The sequence below is a fragment of the Rathayibacter sp. PhB151 genome, from assembly GCF_004366415.1.
In the GTDB taxonomy this organism is placed as follows: domain Bacteria; phylum Actinomycetota; class Actinomycetes; order Actinomycetales; family Microbacteriaceae; genus Rathayibacter; species Rathayibacter festucae.
The window spans coordinates 212,091-226,584 of record NZ_SOEN01000008.1 but is presented as its reverse complement, the minus strand read 5'-3'; the positions used below and the strand labels follow the sequence as shown (position 1 = coordinate 226,584).

Below are 14,494 nucleotides of genomic sequence, written 5' to 3'. Positions count from 1 at the left end.
GACGACGAGCCCGTCCCTCCGCGAGGAGGAACGGGCTCGCTGTCGTGCTGTGCGGGTGCTACGCCATCAGGTCGGGCGTCGCGGGGCCGGCGGTCGCCGCTCCCGCCGTCGCACCGGCGCTGATCGAGATGAGACGCGGCGTCGTCGTGAAGACGAACTTGTTCTCCGCGAAGTCCACGTGCACGTGGTCTCCGGCACCGAGCTGGCCGTGCAGGATCTGCTCGGACAGCTGGTCCTCGATCTCGCGCTGGATCGCGCGGCGCAGCGGGCGGGCGCCGAGGGCCGGGTCGAACCCGACCTCGATCAGCCGCTCCTTGGCCGACTGCGTCAGCTCCACCGTCATGTCGCGGTCCAGCAGGCGGTCGCCGAGGCGGCCGATGAACAGGTCGACGATCTGGAGCAGCTCGGGCTTCGACAGCTGCGGGAAGACGATGACGTCGTCCACGCGGTTCAGGAACTCGGGCTTGAAGTGCTTCTTCAGCTCCTCGTTGACCTTGCCGCGCATGCGGTCGTAGCCGGTGGCGTTCTCGCCCTCGATCTGGAACCCGACGGGACCACCGGCGATGTCACGCGCACCGAGGTTGGTGGTCATGATGATGACGGTGTTCTTGAAGTCGACGACGCGCCCCTGGCCGTCGGTCAGACGACCCTCCTCGAGGATCTGGAGGAGCGAGTTGAAGATGTCGGGGTGGGCCTTCTCGATCTCGTCGAAGAGGACCACGCTGAAGGGCTTGCGGCGGACCTTCTCGGTGAGCTGGCCGCCCTCCTCGAAGCCGACGAACCCGGGAGGGGCGCCGAACAGCCGCGAGACGGTGTGCTTCTCGCCGTACTCCGACATGTCGAGCGAGATCATCGCGTTCTCGTCGTCGAAGAGGAACTCGGCGAGCGCCTTGGCGAGCTCCGTCTTTCCGACACCGGTGGGGCCGGCGAAGATGAACGATCCCGAGGGGCGCTTGGGGTCCTTGAGGCCGGCGCGGGTGCGGCGGATGGTGCGCGAGAGGGCCGCGATGGCCTCCTCCTGGCCGATGACGCGCTGGTGCAGCGCCTTCTCCATGAAGACGAGCCGCGAGGACTCCTCCTCGGTCAGCTTGAAGACCGGGATGCCGGTCGCCTGGGCGAGGACCTCGGCGATCAGGCCCTCGTCGACGACACCGGTCGCCTTGACGTCGCCCGACTTCCACTTCTTCTCCAGGCGCAGGCGCTCACCGAGCAGCTGCTTCTCCTCGTCGCGGAGCGACGCGGCCTTCTCGAAGTCCTGGTCCTCGATCGCGGCCTCCTTCGCGGTGCGGACGACGGCGATCTTGTCGTCGAACTCGCGCAGCTCCGGCGGGGCCGAGAGGATCGAGAGGCGCAGGCGGGCGCCGGCCTCGTCGATCAGGTCGATGGCCTTGTCGGGGAGGAAGCGGTCGCTGATGTAGCGGTCCGCGAGGTTGGCGGCCGAGACGATGGCACCGTCGGTGATGGACACCTTGTGGTGCGCCTCGTAGCGGTCGCGCAGGCCCTTGAGGATGTTGATGGTGTGGGGCAGCGACGGCTCCGCGACCTGGATCGGCTGGAAGCGGCGCTCGAGCGCGGCGTCCTTCTCGAAGTGCTTGCGGTACTCGTCGAGCGTGGTCGCGCCGATGGTCTGCAGCTCGCCGCGGGCGAGCAGCGGCTTGAGGATCGAGGCGGCGTCGATCGCGCCCTCCGCGGCCCCTGCGCCGACGAGGGTGTGGATCTCGTCGATGAAGGTGATGATGTCGCCGCGGGTGCGGATCTCCTTCGTCACCTTCTTGAGGCGCTCCTCGAAGTCTCCGCGGTAGCGGGAGCCGGCGATGAGCGAGCCGAGGTCGAGCGTGTAGAGCTGCTTGTCCTTGAGCGTCTCGGGCACGTCGCCGCGCACGATCGCCTGGGCGAGGCCCTCGACGACGGCGGTCTTGCCGACGCCGGGCTCGCCGATCAGGACGGGGTTGTTCTTGGAGCGGCGGGAGAGGATCTGCATGACCCGCTCGATCTCCTTCTCGCGCCCGATGACCGGGTCGAGCTTGTTGTCGCGCGCCGCCTGCGTGAGGTTGCGTCCGAACTGGTCGAGGATCTGCGAGCCGCCCTGAGGCTGCTGCTGCTCACCGCCCACGGCGACCTGCTCCTTGCCCTGGTAGCCCGAGAGGAGCTGGATGACCTGCTGGCGCACCCGGTTGAGGTCGGCGCCCAGCTTGACGAGCACCTGTGCGGCGACGCCCTCGCCCTCGCGGATGAGGCCGAGCAGGATGTGCTCGGTCCCGATGTAGTTGTGGCCGAGCTGCAGCGCTTCGCGCAGGGACAGCTCGAGGACCTTCTTCGCACGCGGCGTGAAGGGGATGTGGCCGGTGGGCTGCTGCTGCCCCTGGCCGATGATGTCCTGGACCTGCTCGCGCACCGCGTCGAGCGAGATGCCGAGGGACTCGAGCGCCTTGGCGGCCACTCCCTCGCCCTCGTGGATCAGGCCGAGCAGGATGTGCTCGGTCCCGATGTAGTTGTGATTGAGCATCTTGGCCTCTTCTTGGGCCAGGACGACGACGCGCCGTGCGCGATCGGTGAATCTCTCGAACATGCTGTCACTCCCTACAGAACCCGCAGGGGTGGGCTCCGATAGCTCGACTGTAACCAGCGCTCCCCCCGGTCGGACCCCCTGTTCGCCCTGGGCGTGAGACGGGTGCCCGAGAGCGGCCGTGCGGCGGCGCCGACGCCCAGCGACACGTCCGCCTCCCGGCGGATGCGACGGGGTCTCCCGTGCGGGATCGTGACTCAGCGCACTCACCACCGAGAGCCTCGATCACCTGGGGGACCAGCACCACATGACACGACTCGCACCACCCTTCGCCCGCGGCGCCGTCGCCGCCACCGCCGCCGCACTCGGCCTCGCGCTGCTGGCGGCGACGCCCGCCTCGGCCGCCGAGGTCGAGGGCGAGGAGATCTTCGAGTACAACGGAGGCGGGATCACCGTCGACGCAGGTCCCGAGTACGCCGGCTACGACGTGTTCGTGCAGTCGCAGATCCCGCGCACCGTCGAGGGCTACGAGGGCGGAGGGGTCTGGAACATCCGCAAGGCGTCGCTCGACGCCGAGGGCACCGCCCGCGTCGTCAACTTCGCCGGACCGACGAACCTCTACTTCTTCAGCCCGAGTGCCGTGCAACCCGGACTCGAGCTGCCCGAGCCCGACGCGACGGCGGCCATCTACCGCGGCGGCGAGATCGAGTACGACGTCGACCCCGAGGCCGGCACCGCCGTCGTCGACGGGGCCGTCCCGACGGTCGTGGCGCCCGCGCTGGCCGACCTGCAGACGTACGGCACCCCGCTCACGCTCGCGACCGTCCAGCCGTCGAGCTACACGGTCGACGAGGCGTTCGATCTCACCTTCTCCGAGCTCTACTGGGCGGCGCCCGGCGACCTGGACGGCCAGTCGACCAGCACGGTCGTCTACTCGGAGCCGACCACCATCGGCACCTCGACGATCGCCGGCGGCTCGGTGACCACCACGATCGGCGCCGAGTACACCACCGACCCGCACACGGTCGCGCTGCTGGACGGCTACGGCCGCGTGCTGTCGGCCGCGACGCTCGACGGCGGCGCCGCCGCTCCCGAAGCCGAGCCGACGGCGACCCCGACCGCGACTCCGACGCCGGTGGCCGTGGCCCCGGTCTCGAACAGCGGATCGAAGCCGGGCGCGAAGCCCGGCGCGCACCTGGCGGAGACCGGCGTCGAGGCCGGCTCGATCGCCCTGCTGGCGAGCGGCCTGCTCGCCGCGGGCCTCGGCGGACTCGTCCTGGCGCGCCGTCGCCGCGCGAGCGCCTGACGATCGATCGGGCGGGCGGCCCGTCGTGCCTCGGCACGGCGGGTCGCCCGCTCGTTCGTCGCTCTCTGCTCGCACCGTCGGGCGCCTCGCGTCCCGGAGCGGATCCGGCCCGCTCGAACACGATGTCCCGATTCGACGACGGCCGTCTCGAAGGGCTTGCGCGCGGGCGCTCCACCCCCGAGAGTGAGCCGACGACCTCGACGACGACGGTCGCCACCACCGGGGGACACACCACATGAACCGCTCGACCCGCCCGCTCCGCCCGCTCCTCGGCTGCGCTCTCGCCGCGACGGCCGCCGTGGGCCTCGCCCTGACCGTCGCCGCACCGGCCTCGGCCGACACGCCCTACGACCCGCTGGACTGGCAGGACGCGATCCTCTTCAACGGCGGCGGCATCTCGATCGATGCCGGCCCCGAGTACGCCGGCTACGACGTCTTCGTCCAGGCGCAGCTGCCGGTCGGCGCCCGAGGGAGCCGCGGCGAGTGGGTCCTCAAGAAGGCGTCGCTCGATGCGGAGGGCGACGCCCTCGTCTACAACTTCGCCGGCCCGGTCAACCTGTACTTCTTCAGCCCGAGCTCGCCCGAGGTCGGGCTCGAGCTCCCGGAGCCCGCCGCGACCGCGGCGATCTACCGCAATGAGGAGATCGCGTACGACGTCGACCCGGCGGCGGGGACCGCGGTCGTCGACGGCGACGTCCCCTCCGTCACGCCGCCGGCCCTCGAGAACTTCGAGATCTACCTCGCCGACTTCACCGACGCGTCGGTCGCGCCCTCGAGCTACCTGGTGGGCGAGAGCTTCGACCTGACCTTCTCGGACCTGTACTGGGCGACCGAGGGCGATCTCGACGGCCTGGCCACCAGCACCGTGATCTACTCCGAGCCGACCACGATCGGCACCTCCGCGATCACCGGCGGCGCCGTGACCACCACCATCGGCGCCGAGTACACGACTGAGCCGCACACCCTCGCCCTGATGGACGACTACGGTCGCGTGCTCGCGAGCGCCACCCTCGACGGCGGCGCCGCCGCGGGCTCCGAGCCCGTGGGCACCACCGCGCCGACCACCCCGTCCGCCACCCCCGTCGCCGCGGCACCTGCCTCGAGCACCGGATCGAAGCCGGGCGGACCCCGCCTGGCCGAGACCGGCCTCGAGGGCGGGGCCACCGCACTGCTGGGCTCGGCCCTCCTCCTGGCGGGCGGAGCCGGACTCGTCGTGGCGCGCCGTCGGCGCGCGAGAGCCTGACGCACCATCCGGGAGCGGACGGCGGGCCGAGCCGCCCGCCCGCTCCCGGCACGACGAGGCGAGCGCTGCTGGCGGTGCTCGCCTCCTCCGTGCTGCCCGGACTCGGGCACCGGATGCTCGGCCGACCGCGTGCGGCCGCCGTCCGCGCCGGCCTCGCCGTGCTCGTCGTGCTGGGCATCGCCCTCGGCACCTGGACCGCGGTCTCCGATCCGGCAGCACTCGTCGGGGCCGCGACCGACACCCGCGTCCTGCTGCTGCTCGGCGCGGTCGGCGCGCTGATCGGCCTGCTCTGGATCTCCGGCCCGATCGCCGCCGCCCTGCTCGCCCGGCGTACCGCGGTGCCGCGGGCGGCCCTCGTGCTCGTCACCGCGCTGGCCGTGCTCGCGCCCCTCGGGGCGACGACCTGGTGGGTCTCGACCGTCGCCGCGCAGCACCGCCTGCTGACGGCGGTCTCGGCCTCCGGACGCGGCCTGGAGCCCGTCGACGGCCGCTACACGATCCTGCTGATGGGCCTCGACGACGACCCCCTGCGCGACCAGGTCCTCCTGCCCGACTCCCTCACCGTCGTCAGCGTCGACGCCGTGACGGGGCGCAGCGTGCTGCTCGGCGTCCCGCGCACCGCTGCCAACTTCCTCTACCCGCCCGGCTCGGCGCTGGCGGCGGCCCTGCCCGAGGGGACCCGCTGCCTCGCCGGCTGCGGGGTCAACCACACCTACCAGTACGGGCTCGAGCACCCGGAGCTCTACCCCGGCAGCGCGGACCCGGGCGCGGACGCCGTGCGGGAGGCGGTCAGCGGCTACACGGGGCTGCCCGTGCAGGCGACGGTGTCGATCCGGATGACCGGCTTCGTCGAGCTCATCGACGCGCTGGGCGGCGTCTCGGTCGTGGTCGGCCGCCCGGTCCTCCAGGCGGGCGTGCCCGACGACGGCAGCGGACGACCCGTCGAGTACGGTCCGCCGATCGAGGCGGGACTCCAGCACCTCGACGGCAGCGAGGCGCTCTGGTTCGCCCGGTCGCGGGTGAACACCTCCGACGCCGACCGGTCCGAGCGGCAGGGCTGCCTGCAGGCCGCGCTGTTCCGCCAGGCCGACCCGCTGACGGTTCTGACCCGCTTCCAGGCGATCGCCCGGGCCGGCGGCGAGAACGTCTCGACGAGTCTTCCGGCCGAGTCGCTGCCGGCCCTCGCCCGGCTCGCCGTCTCGGCCCGCGAGCACCCCCTCCTGCGCGTCGAGCTCGGCCTGCCGCTGACCCTGCCCGAGCAGCCCGACATCGAGCTGGTCCACCGGACCGTCGCCGAGGCGATCGCCGGGACCGGCGAGGAGGACGCCGCGACGATCGAGGTGCCGCCGGCGGACGCTCCCCTCGAGCCGCCCGCCGCCGCCCCGGTGGATCCGGACGCGGCGGAGCCCGCCTGCAGCGTTCCGTGAGCAGCCGCCGAAACTCCATGCAGAGGCATACACTTCGGGGATGAGCGACCTCGAGAAGCACCCGGAGGAGCACCCGGTGCCCTCCGCCCGCAGCACCGCCGTCGAGGCTCCCGTCGTCGAGGCCCCTGCGGTCGAGATCCTCGAGGCGCGCCTGGTGCCGCTCGGCGGTCCCCGCGCGATCGAGGTGCGCCGCACGCTCCCCCAGCGCTCGCGCTCCACGATCGGCGCCTGGTGCTTCGCGGACCACTACGGTCCGGTGCGCCTCGGCGAGGAGGCGGGAATGGACGTCCCGCCGCACCCGCACACCGGACTGCAGACGGTCAGCTGGCTCTTCGAGGGCGAGATCGACCACCGCGACAGCGTCGGGAGCCACCAGCTGGTGCGGCCGGGCGAGCTCAATCTGATGACCGCCGGGCGCGGCATCTCGCACTCCGAGGTCTCCACCGGCGCCGAGCCCGTCCTGCACGGCGTGCAGCTCTGGGTCGCGCTGCCCGAGGAGGCGCGCCTGGGCGAGCCGTTCTTCGAGCACCACCGCGGCGTGCGGGTGGAGCTGCCCGGGGCGACGGCGCAGGTCTTCGTCGGCGAGCTGCTCGGCGCCTCCGTGCCCGCGAGCGTGTTCACCCCGCTCGTCGCCGCGCAGCTCGACCTCGAGCCGGGCGCCCGCGTCGAGATCCCGCTCGAGGCGGCGTGGGAGCACGGCGTGCTGGTCGACGCCGGCCCGCTCGAGGTGGACGGCGTCGACGTCCCCCGCTCCGACCTCGCCTATCTCGCGCCGGGCCGCGACGTCCTGGTCCTGACGGCCGGGGACGAGGGCGCCCGGGTCGTCTTGATCGGCGGCGAGCCGTTCCCCGACCAGCTGGTGATGTGGTGGAACTTCGTCGGCCGCAGCCACGACGACGTCGCCGCCGCGCGCGAGCGCTGGCAGAGCGACGTCATCGCGGGCGGCGACGCCGACGGGCCGTTCGGCACGGTCGCGGACTACCCCGGCCGGGCACTGCCGGCGCCGACCCTGCCGACCGTCCGGCTGAAGCCGCGCCGACGCGCCTGAGCGCACCGGCGCCGGGTCAGGAGGTCCGGGTCAGGAGGCCTCGGCCGCCTTCTCCTTCTCCTTCGCCGCGCGCTTCTCCGCCGCCTCGCGGTCGGTCGCTTCGGCGGTCTCGCGGAACGCGCGGCGCGGATCCTGCAGCGCGCTCATGGGCGACAGGTCGCGGCGCGAGACCGCGTCGACGACCCAGCCGGCGATGATGCGCCACTTGCGGTCGAAGGTCGGCATGGCCGCCCCGTGGTACGCCCGGTGCGCGAGCCAGGCGGGCAGCCCGCGCAGCTTCACGCCCTTGATGAGGCCCGCGCCCTTGCCGATCCCGTACTCGGCGACCGTGCCGACGGACACGTGGCGGTACTCCTCGACCGGGCCGCCGGTGATGTCGGCGATGATGTTGCGCGCCAGCAGCTTCGCCTGACGGACGGCGTTCTGGGCGTTCGGCGGGTAGTACGCGGGCTGCTTCGCGGCGGTCAGGTCGGGCACCTGTGCGCCGTCGCCGGCCGCCCAGGCCGAGCCGACGGGCTCGCCGTCCTCGGTGATCACCCGGAGGCGCGCGTCGGCCATCACGTGGCCCTTCGGCCCGCGCGGAGCATCGGTCGCGTCGAGGATCGGGTTGGGCTTCACGCCCGCCGTCCAGACGATCGTCGCGGCGGGGATCCGCTCGCCGCTGGAGAGCTCGACCACGCCGTCCTCGCAGGAGGGCATCGTCGTCTTCAGGTGCACGTGCACGCCGCGCTCGCGGAGGTGGTCGAGCGTCCAGACCGAGAGCTCCGGGCCGACCTCGGGCGCGACCCGGTCGAGCGCCTCGACGAGGTGCCAGGTGACGTCGCCCATCGAGAGCGACGGCTGCGCGGCGAGGGTGCGGCGGCTGAGGTCGAGCAGCTCGCTGAGCGCCTCGACCCCGGTGTAGCCGCCGCCGACGAAGACGAAGGTGAGCAGGCGCCGGCGCTCGGTCGGATCGGTGGTCAGCGCGGCCTTCGCGATGTTCTCGATGACGCGGTCGCGCAGGTGCGCCGCCTCCTCGACCGTCTTGAAGCCGATGGCGTGCTCGGCGAGACCGGGCGTCGGGAAGGTGCGGGTCACCGCGCCGAGGGCGAAGACGACGTGGTCGAAGGGCAGCGTGCGGCTGGTGCCGTCCATCGCCGCGACGGTGGCCGAGCGCTCGGCCAGGCTGACGCCGGTGATCGCGCCGCGGACGATGCGGGTGCGCTTCAGCGCCTGCACCAGCGGGACCGTGACGTGGCGCGGCTGGACGTGACCGCCGGCCACCTCGGGGAGGAGCGGCTGGTAGGTCATGTAGGGGTTCGGCTCGACGACGGTGACGTCGATCGGCGTCGCTCCGCGGAGCTTCTCGAGGCCCCAGGCCGTGTAGAGGCCGACGTAGCCGCCGCCGAGGATGAGGATGCGCGTCGTTCTGCTCGCCGCCATGACGTTCCCTTCTGAAGTGCCGGCCCGGGAGGACCGACGGCCCACCGTGCTGAGGACGATCCGACGCTACGCCGGGCGCCTCGGACAGCACAGGGCCTTGCGCGAGTCGCCGTCACCCGCAAGCGACGAGGGCGGGCGAGGACGGGCGGCACAGCGGCCGAGGGCCGGCTCAGCCCGCGGCGAGGTCCTCCCCGTTCAGACGGCGCCGGTACTCGCTCGGGGACAGCCCCGTCTCGGTCGCGATCGCGCGCCGCAGCCGCTCCGGCGACGAGAAGCCGGAGCGCCGGGCGATGTCGCTGAGCGGGAGGATGCTCGAGTCCGGCGTGCCGACCAGGCGCAGAGCGTTCTCCGTGCGGACGTCGGAGATGAGCCTGCGCAGGGTCGAGCCGCGCTCGTCGGCCACCGCGCGCTGCAGCGTGCGCAGGCTGACCCGGCAGCGCCGCGCCACCGTGCTCGGGTCGAGCGTCGGGTCGCTGTAGTCGGCCTGGATCACCTGCAGAGCGGCCTCGACCATGTCGTGCAGACCGAGGCGCTCGCGCGAGCCCTCCTCCCGCTCCGAGCCGAGCAGCCGGGCGAGGCGCAGGACGGTGCCCTCGAGGTACTCGGCCTGCACCGGGTTCTCGGGGTCGAGCTCGGCGAGGAACGCCCGCAGCATCGTCCGCGCGGTGGCCGTCGTCGAGGTGGCGGGGATGAGCCGGACCGGGTCGGTGCGGCGGCGCTCCGAGATGCCGTTGTCGGCGCAGAGCACGAGGAAGCGGGCCGGGCGGGAGGTGCGGATGACGACCGGATCCTCCGTGGAGAGGGCGAGCCCGCCCTCCTCGACCTCGAGCAGGCCGGACGTCGTGTCGACGACGAGGACGCCGTCCATCGGCAGGAGGAAGACGGAGGACCCGTCGACCGCGCTCGTTCCGGGCCAGCGGACGGCGAACGCCGTCGAGACGACGTGGATCACGCGGACGCGCTCGGTCGCGGCGATGGCGAGGTCCATCCGGAAGCCGGCCGACGTCGGGACGGAGACGTCGACCGTGCGGCGCAGCGCCGAGGCGCCCGCTGAGCCGCGGAGCCGCACGGCGCGCGCGCCGGCGCTCAGCGGGACGCAGAGCGGGTTCAGATGTGAGGGACGAGGGATCACGGTGGCGACTCCGATCGAAGAGGAGCGGACGTCGAGGAACGTTCGCCTTCGGAGCGTAACAAGAAGTGAGAGAGTCTCGCCATTCCTGAGCGAAGCTCGATTCACCCCTATTGGAGGGCCGAGGTGAGCCGCGCCAGATTGTCGAGGATTGTCGAGCGCAGCGGCTGCTGGCGCCACTCGCGCAGCGTCAGCTCGCGGGAGTGCTCCCGGTAGTCCTGCTGCACCTCGCGCAGGTCCTCGACGAAGTCGGCGCCGCGCACCATCAGCGACACCTCCAGGTTGAGGGTGAAGGAGCGCATGTCCATGTTGCTCGAGCCGATCACGGCGACGTCGTCGTCGATGGTGAAGTGCTTCGCGTGCAGGATGGTGGGCTTCCGGTACATCCAGATCCGCACGCCGGCGGTGAGCAGCGTCTCGTAGTAGGAGCGCTGCGCGTGGTAGACGACGGCCTGGTCGCCGATCTCGGAGACGAAGAGCTCGACGTGCACGCCGCGGCGGGTCGCGGTCGTGATCGCGTAGAGCATCGCCTCGTCCGGGACGAAGTACGGGCTCGTGATGATGATCGACTTCTGCGCCGAGTAGAGCAGCGCGAGGAAGAGGCGGAGGTTGTTCTCGCCGTCGAATCCCGGACCGCTCGGCACCACCTGGCAGTCGATGGTGTCGCGCTGCTGCAGCGCCTCCATCGGCTCGGACTCGCGCAGGAGCAGCTCGTCCGTCTCGCTGTACCAGTCGGTGATGAAGATGGCGTTGATGCCCTGCACCACCGGGCCCTCGAGGCGCACCATCAGGTCGTGCCAGTGCAGGCCGCGGCGGATGTTGCCGCGCTTGTTGTAGCTCGAGTCGACGACGTTCTGCGAGCCCATGAAGGCGGCGTTGCCGTCCACGATCAGCAGCTTGCGGTGGTTGCGGAGGTCCGGGCGCTGGTACTGGCCGAGCCACGGGCGCACGGGCAGCATGTACGACCAGCGCGCGCCGGCCCGCTCCAGCGCCCGCAGGCGGCGGTGCGTCCCGGTGTAGTAGCCGGGCACGCGGATGGACGCGATGTGGTCCAGCAGGATCCGCACCGTCACGCCGCGGGCGACGGCGCGGTCGAGCGCGTCGAAGAACGGGGCCGTCGTCGCGTCGGCGGCGAGGATGTAGAACTCGCAGTGCACGTAGCGGCGGGCGCGGTCGATCTCGTCGGCCATCGCGCGGATGGTCTGCTCGTAGCCGCCCTGCAGTCGGGCGTCGTTGCCGCCGACGAGGGGCATCGCGCCGAGGTTGCGGTTGAGGGTGACGACGGACTCGAGCCAGAGCGGCCAGGGGTGGTTGCGGGCGACCCGGTCGATGCCCTCGGTCGACTCCAGGATGAAGCGGTTGATCTCCTCCTGCTTGCGCCGGCGCTTGCGCGGGAGCCGGTAGCTGCCGATGAAGAGGAAGAGCAGGATGCCGACGTAGGGGATCAGGAAGATCGCCATCAGCCAGGCGAGGCCGGTGGTCGGGCGGCGGTTGCGCGGGACCACGATGACCGCGATCACGCGGACGACGAGCTCCACGACGATCGCGCCGACCGCGAGGACCAGCGACCAGTCGGGGGCGTTCACTCGGGCTCTACGCCGCGTCGCGCGGGGGCAGACCGCGGCGGGCCCGCTCCTGCGCCTCGATGCGGTCGTAGGCGCGGCGCTCGTTGCGGTCCGAGCGGATGAGCGCGCGCATGATGAACCAGAAGAGGAGCCCGATGGTGACGGTCGGCACGAGTGCCCACAGTCCTTGATTCCACAGCTCCCAGTCCATGGGGGCGATCCTACCGGGCCCGGCCGGGAGCGGGCCCGGAGCGGCCGCTCAGCGAACGGGGCCGGCCGGATCGCTCCCCCGGCCGCCCGGCGCGGCTCAGCTGCTCTCGATCGACCGGTTGAGGGCCGACGCGTCGGCGTTCAGCCCCTCGAGCTCGGTGCGCAGGCCGTCGTAGACCGCGATGTCCGCGTCGATCGCGGCACGGGTGGCGTCGATCGCCTCGCCCCGCGCGAGCAGGTCGGCCCGCTCGGCGTCGAAGGCGGCGTCCGAGGCGAAGTCGCCGCTGTCCGCCCGGGCGTTGAAGGAGTCGATCTCGGCGTTCAGCGCGTCGTACTCGGCGTTGTTGGCGTCGATGCGCGCGGTGAGGTCCGCGTACATCGCGTCGATGCGGGCGACCAGCTCGGTGATGCGGTCCTCGAGGTCGGTGAAGACCGCCTCGTACTGGGCGTTCAGACCGACCACGATCGAGCGGTCGGCGAAGTACTCGGCGTAGTGCGCCTCGAGCGCGGGCGGCAGGTCGGCGACCTCGGTGCCGAGGATCGAGTGCAGCTCGTTGACGCGCTCGCCCAGGCCTCCGGTGCGGTAGAGCTCCAGGCGCTCGGCGATCGGGCCGTCCTGCGGCAGGGCGGCGTAGGCCGCCTCGAGCTGCGCGCCGACCTCGGCCTGCTCGGCGGCGTCCATCCGCACCCACGCGGCGTGCAGCATCTCGTGGGCGGCGGTCACGTCGCGGATCCCGTCGAGGTCGGGGTTCTCGACGTCGGAGATGTAGATGTCGCTGCCGGTGTAGCAGCCGAGCACGATCTCGTCGGAGGCGCCGTAGCCGCAGAGCGCGTTGAAGCCGGCCGTCGGCTCGACCGAGGGGTTCGAGGCGAAGTAGAGGGCGCGGCCGCGGGTGGACATCGCTGTGCGGTCCGCGAAACCGGTGATCGTGCCGTCGGGGGTGAACGACTCCGCCGCCCGCTGATCCGCCAGCGCACGGCCCACGTCGGCGGAGTCGACGAGCACCGAGCCGGCGACCGCCGCGCCCACGCCGAACTGCGCGAGGGTGAGGACGCCGGCGACGACCGTCGCGACGATGCTGGATGCCCTGACCACGCCTCGAACCTACTTGACCAGCGGGAAGAGGATGGTCTCGCGGATCCCGAGACCGGTGACGGCCATCAGCAGCCGGTCGATGCCCATGCCCATGCCGCCGGTCGGGGGCATGCCGTGCTCGAGCGCGCGGAGGAAGTCCTCGTCGAGGCGCATCGCCTCGTCGTCGCCGGCCGCGGCCTGGAGCGCCTGCTCGACGAAGCGCTCGCGCTGGACGACCGGGTCGATCAGCTCGGAGTAGCCGGTGGCCAGCTCGAAGCCGCGGACGTAGAGGTCCCACTTCTCGACGACGCCCGGGACACTGCGGTGCGCGCGCACCAGCGGCGAGGTGTCGACGGGGAAGTCCATCACGAAGGTGGGCCGGACGAGGCCGCCCTTGACGAAGTGCTCCCAGAGCTCCTCGACGTACTTGCCGTGGGTGGGCACGTGCACCTCGACACCCTCGCGCGCGGCGAGCGTCTCGAGCTCGACCAGCGGGGTCTGCGGGGTGATCGCGATGCCGGCGGCCAGCGAGAGGCTCTCGTACATCGAGATGCGGTCCCACTCGCCGCCGAGGTCGTACTCGGTGCCGTCGGCCCAGGTGACCACGTGCGAGCCGGCGACGGCGAGCGCCGCGTTCTGGATCAGCTCCTGGGTGAGGTCGGCGATGCTCGAGTAGTCGCCGTAGGCCTGGTACGCCTCGAGCATCGCGAACTCGGGCGAGTGCGTCGAATCGGCGCCCTCGTTGCGGAAGTTGCGGTTGATCTCGAAGACCCGGTCGATGCCGCCGACGACGGCGCGCTTGAGGTAGAGCTCGGGCGCGATGCGGAGGTAGAGCTCGGTGTCGAAGGCGTTCGAGTGCGTGGCGAACGGGCGGGCGGAGGCGCCGCCGTGCATCACCTGGAGCATCGGGGTCTCGACCTCGAGGAAGCCGTGGTCGACGAAGGTCTTGCGGAGCGATGCGTTGACGGTCGAGCGGGCGATGACGGTCTCGCGGGCCTGCGGGCGCACGATCAGGTCGAGGTAGCGCTGGCGCATCCGGGTCTCGTCGCCGAGCTCGTTGTGCAGGTTCGGCAGCGGGAGGATCGCCTTGGCCGCGATGCTCCACTCCGACACCCAGACGGAGAGCTCGCCGCGCTTGCTGGAGAGCACCTCGCCGGCGACGAAGAGGTGGTCGCCCAGGTCGACGAGCTCCTTCCAGCTCGCCAGCGACTCCTCGCCGACGTCGCCGAGCGAGACCATCGCCTGGATCCGCGAGCCGTCGCCGGCCTGCAGCGTCGCGAAGCAGAGCTTGCCGGTGTTGCGCTGGAAGACGACGCGGCCGGCGAGGCCGACCCGCTCGCCGGTCTTGACGTCGGGCTCGATGCCCTCGTGGCGCGCGCGCACCGCGGCGATGGTGTCGGTGACCGCGACGGACACCGGGTAGGCGCCGCCGCCGAGGTCGTCGCCGGCCAGCTCGATCAGGCGCTCGCGCTTGGCCAGGCGGACGGCCTTCTGCTCGGAGGCCTCCTCGGGCGTGGGCTCGGACGGGGGCACGGGGGCGCCGGGGGTGTCGACCATGTCAGA

At 72.2% G+C, this 14,494-nt stretch carries 11 protein-coding genes; 4 read left to right on the top strand and 7 right to left on the bottom strand.

What is annotated here, in order from left to right:
* Nucleotides 1-58: 58 nt before the first annotated feature.
* Nucleotides 59-2,569, bottom strand: a complete 2,511-nt coding sequence (locus EDF35_RS14745) for an ATP-dependent Clp protease ATP-binding subunit (RefSeq protein ID WP_123732698.1) — start codon at nucleotides 2,567-2,569, stop codon at nucleotides 59-61.
* Between the two features lie 244 nt (nucleotides 2,570-2,813).
* Between EDF35_RS14745 and EDF35_RS14740 the strand changes: the two genes are divergently transcribed.
* The 4 genes from EDF35_RS14740 to EDF35_RS14725 all read left to right on the top strand — a co-directional run bounded on the left by EDF35_RS14740 (nucleotide 2,814) and on the right by EDF35_RS14725 (nucleotide 7,530).
* Nucleotides 2,814-3,812: an LPXTG cell wall anchor domain-containing protein gene (locus tag EDF35_RS14740; RefSeq protein ID WP_133962878.1), complete on the top strand. Its 999-nt coding sequence runs from the start codon at nucleotides 2,814-2,816 to the stop codon at nucleotides 3,810-3,812.
* 235 nt (nucleotides 3,813-4,047) lie between these two features.
* Entirely contained in the window at nucleotides 4,048-5,055 is a 1,008-nt protein-coding gene (locus tag EDF35_RS20875; protein ID WP_166674123.1) for an LPXTG cell wall anchor domain-containing protein, read from the top strand.
* Between the two features lie 74 nt (nucleotides 5,056-5,129).
* Nucleotides 5,130-6,482, top strand: coding sequence for an LCP family protein (locus EDF35_RS14730; RefSeq protein ID WP_133962877.1), 1,353 nt, complete (start codon nucleotides 5,130-5,132; stop codon nucleotides 6,480-6,482).
* Nucleotides 6,483-6,522: 40 nt separating this feature from the next.
* Nucleotides 6,523-7,530, top strand: a complete 1,008-nt coding sequence (locus tag EDF35_RS14725) for a pirin family protein (RefSeq protein WP_123705516.1) — start codon at nucleotides 6,523-6,525, stop codon at nucleotides 7,528-7,530.
* Nucleotides 7,531-7,560: 30 nt separating this feature from the next.
* Here EDF35_RS14725 and EDF35_RS14720 read toward each other — a convergent pair whose 3' ends face one another.
* The 6 genes from EDF35_RS14720 to lysS form a co-directional block, all read right to left on the bottom strand.
* Nucleotides 7,561-8,952 carry an FAD-dependent oxidoreductase gene (locus EDF35_RS14720; RefSeq protein WP_133962876.1) on the bottom strand — a complete coding sequence of 464 codons (1,392 nt, stop codon included), beginning with the start codon at nucleotides 8,950-8,952 and terminating at the stop codon, nucleotides 7,561-7,563.
* A gap of 169 nt (nucleotides 8,953-9,121) precedes the next feature.
* Nucleotides 9,122-10,084, bottom strand: a complete 963-nt coding sequence (locus EDF35_RS14715) for an AraC family transcriptional regulator (RefSeq protein ID WP_133962875.1) — start codon at nucleotides 10,082-10,084, stop codon at nucleotides 9,122-9,124.
* Nucleotides 10,085-10,191: 107 nt separating this feature from the next.
* Complete coding sequence (cls, locus tag EDF35_RS14710) at nucleotides 10,192-11,667, bottom strand: cardiolipin synthase (protein ID WP_133962874.1); 1,476 nt, start codon at nucleotides 11,665-11,667, stop codon at nucleotides 10,192-10,194.
* A gap of 7 nt (nucleotides 11,668-11,674) precedes the next feature.
* The gene (locus EDF35_RS14705) at nucleotides 11,675-11,857 is read right to left on the bottom strand and encodes a hypothetical protein (RefSeq protein ID WP_123446793.1); all 183 of its coding nucleotides are present in this window, start codon (nucleotides 11,855-11,857) and stop codon (nucleotides 11,675-11,677) included.
* A 96-nt stretch (nucleotides 11,858-11,953) separates the two neighbouring features.
* The gene (locus EDF35_RS14700) at nucleotides 11,954-12,952 is read right to left on the bottom strand and encodes a hypothetical protein (protein WP_133962873.1); all 999 of its coding nucleotides are present in this window, start codon (nucleotides 12,950-12,952) and stop codon (nucleotides 11,954-11,956) included.
* Nucleotides 12,953-12,961: 9 nt separating this feature from the next.
* On the bottom strand, nucleotides 12,962-14,488 hold the full coding sequence (gene lysS / locus EDF35_RS14695; RefSeq protein ID WP_133962872.1) for a lysine--tRNA ligase: 1,527 nt from the start codon (nucleotides 14,486-14,488) through the stop codon (nucleotides 12,962-12,964).
* Between the last annotated feature and the right edge of the window lie 6 nt (nucleotides 14,489-14,494).

Coding starts and splice junctions, on each gene's coding strand:
- EDF35_RS14745 (WP_123732698.1), bottom strand. CDS start 2,569: ATGTTCGAGAGATTCACCGATCGCGCACGGCGCGTCGTCGTCCTGGCC.
- EDF35_RS20875 (WP_166674123.1), top strand. CDS start 4,048: ATGAACCGCTCGACCCGCCCGCTCCGCCCGCTCCTCGGCTGCGCTCTC.
- EDF35_RS14725 (WP_123705516.1), top strand. CDS start 6,523: ATGAGCGACCTCGAGAAGCACCCGGAGGAGCACCCGGTGCCCTCCGCC.
- EDF35_RS14705 (WP_123446793.1), bottom strand. CDS start 11,857: ATGGACTGGGAGCTGTGGAATCAAGGACTGTGGGCACTCGTGCCGACC.
- EDF35_RS14740 (WP_133962878.1), top strand. CDS start 2,814: ATGACACGACTCGCACCACCCTTCGCCCGCGGCGCCGTCGCCGCCACC.
- EDF35_RS14720 (WP_133962876.1), bottom strand. CDS start 8,952: ATGGCGGCGAGCAGAACGACGCGCATCCTCATCCTCGGCGGCGGCTAC.
- lysS (WP_133962872.1), bottom strand. CDS start 14,488: ATGGTCGACACCCCCGGCGCCCCCGTGCCCCCGTCCGAGCCCACGCCC.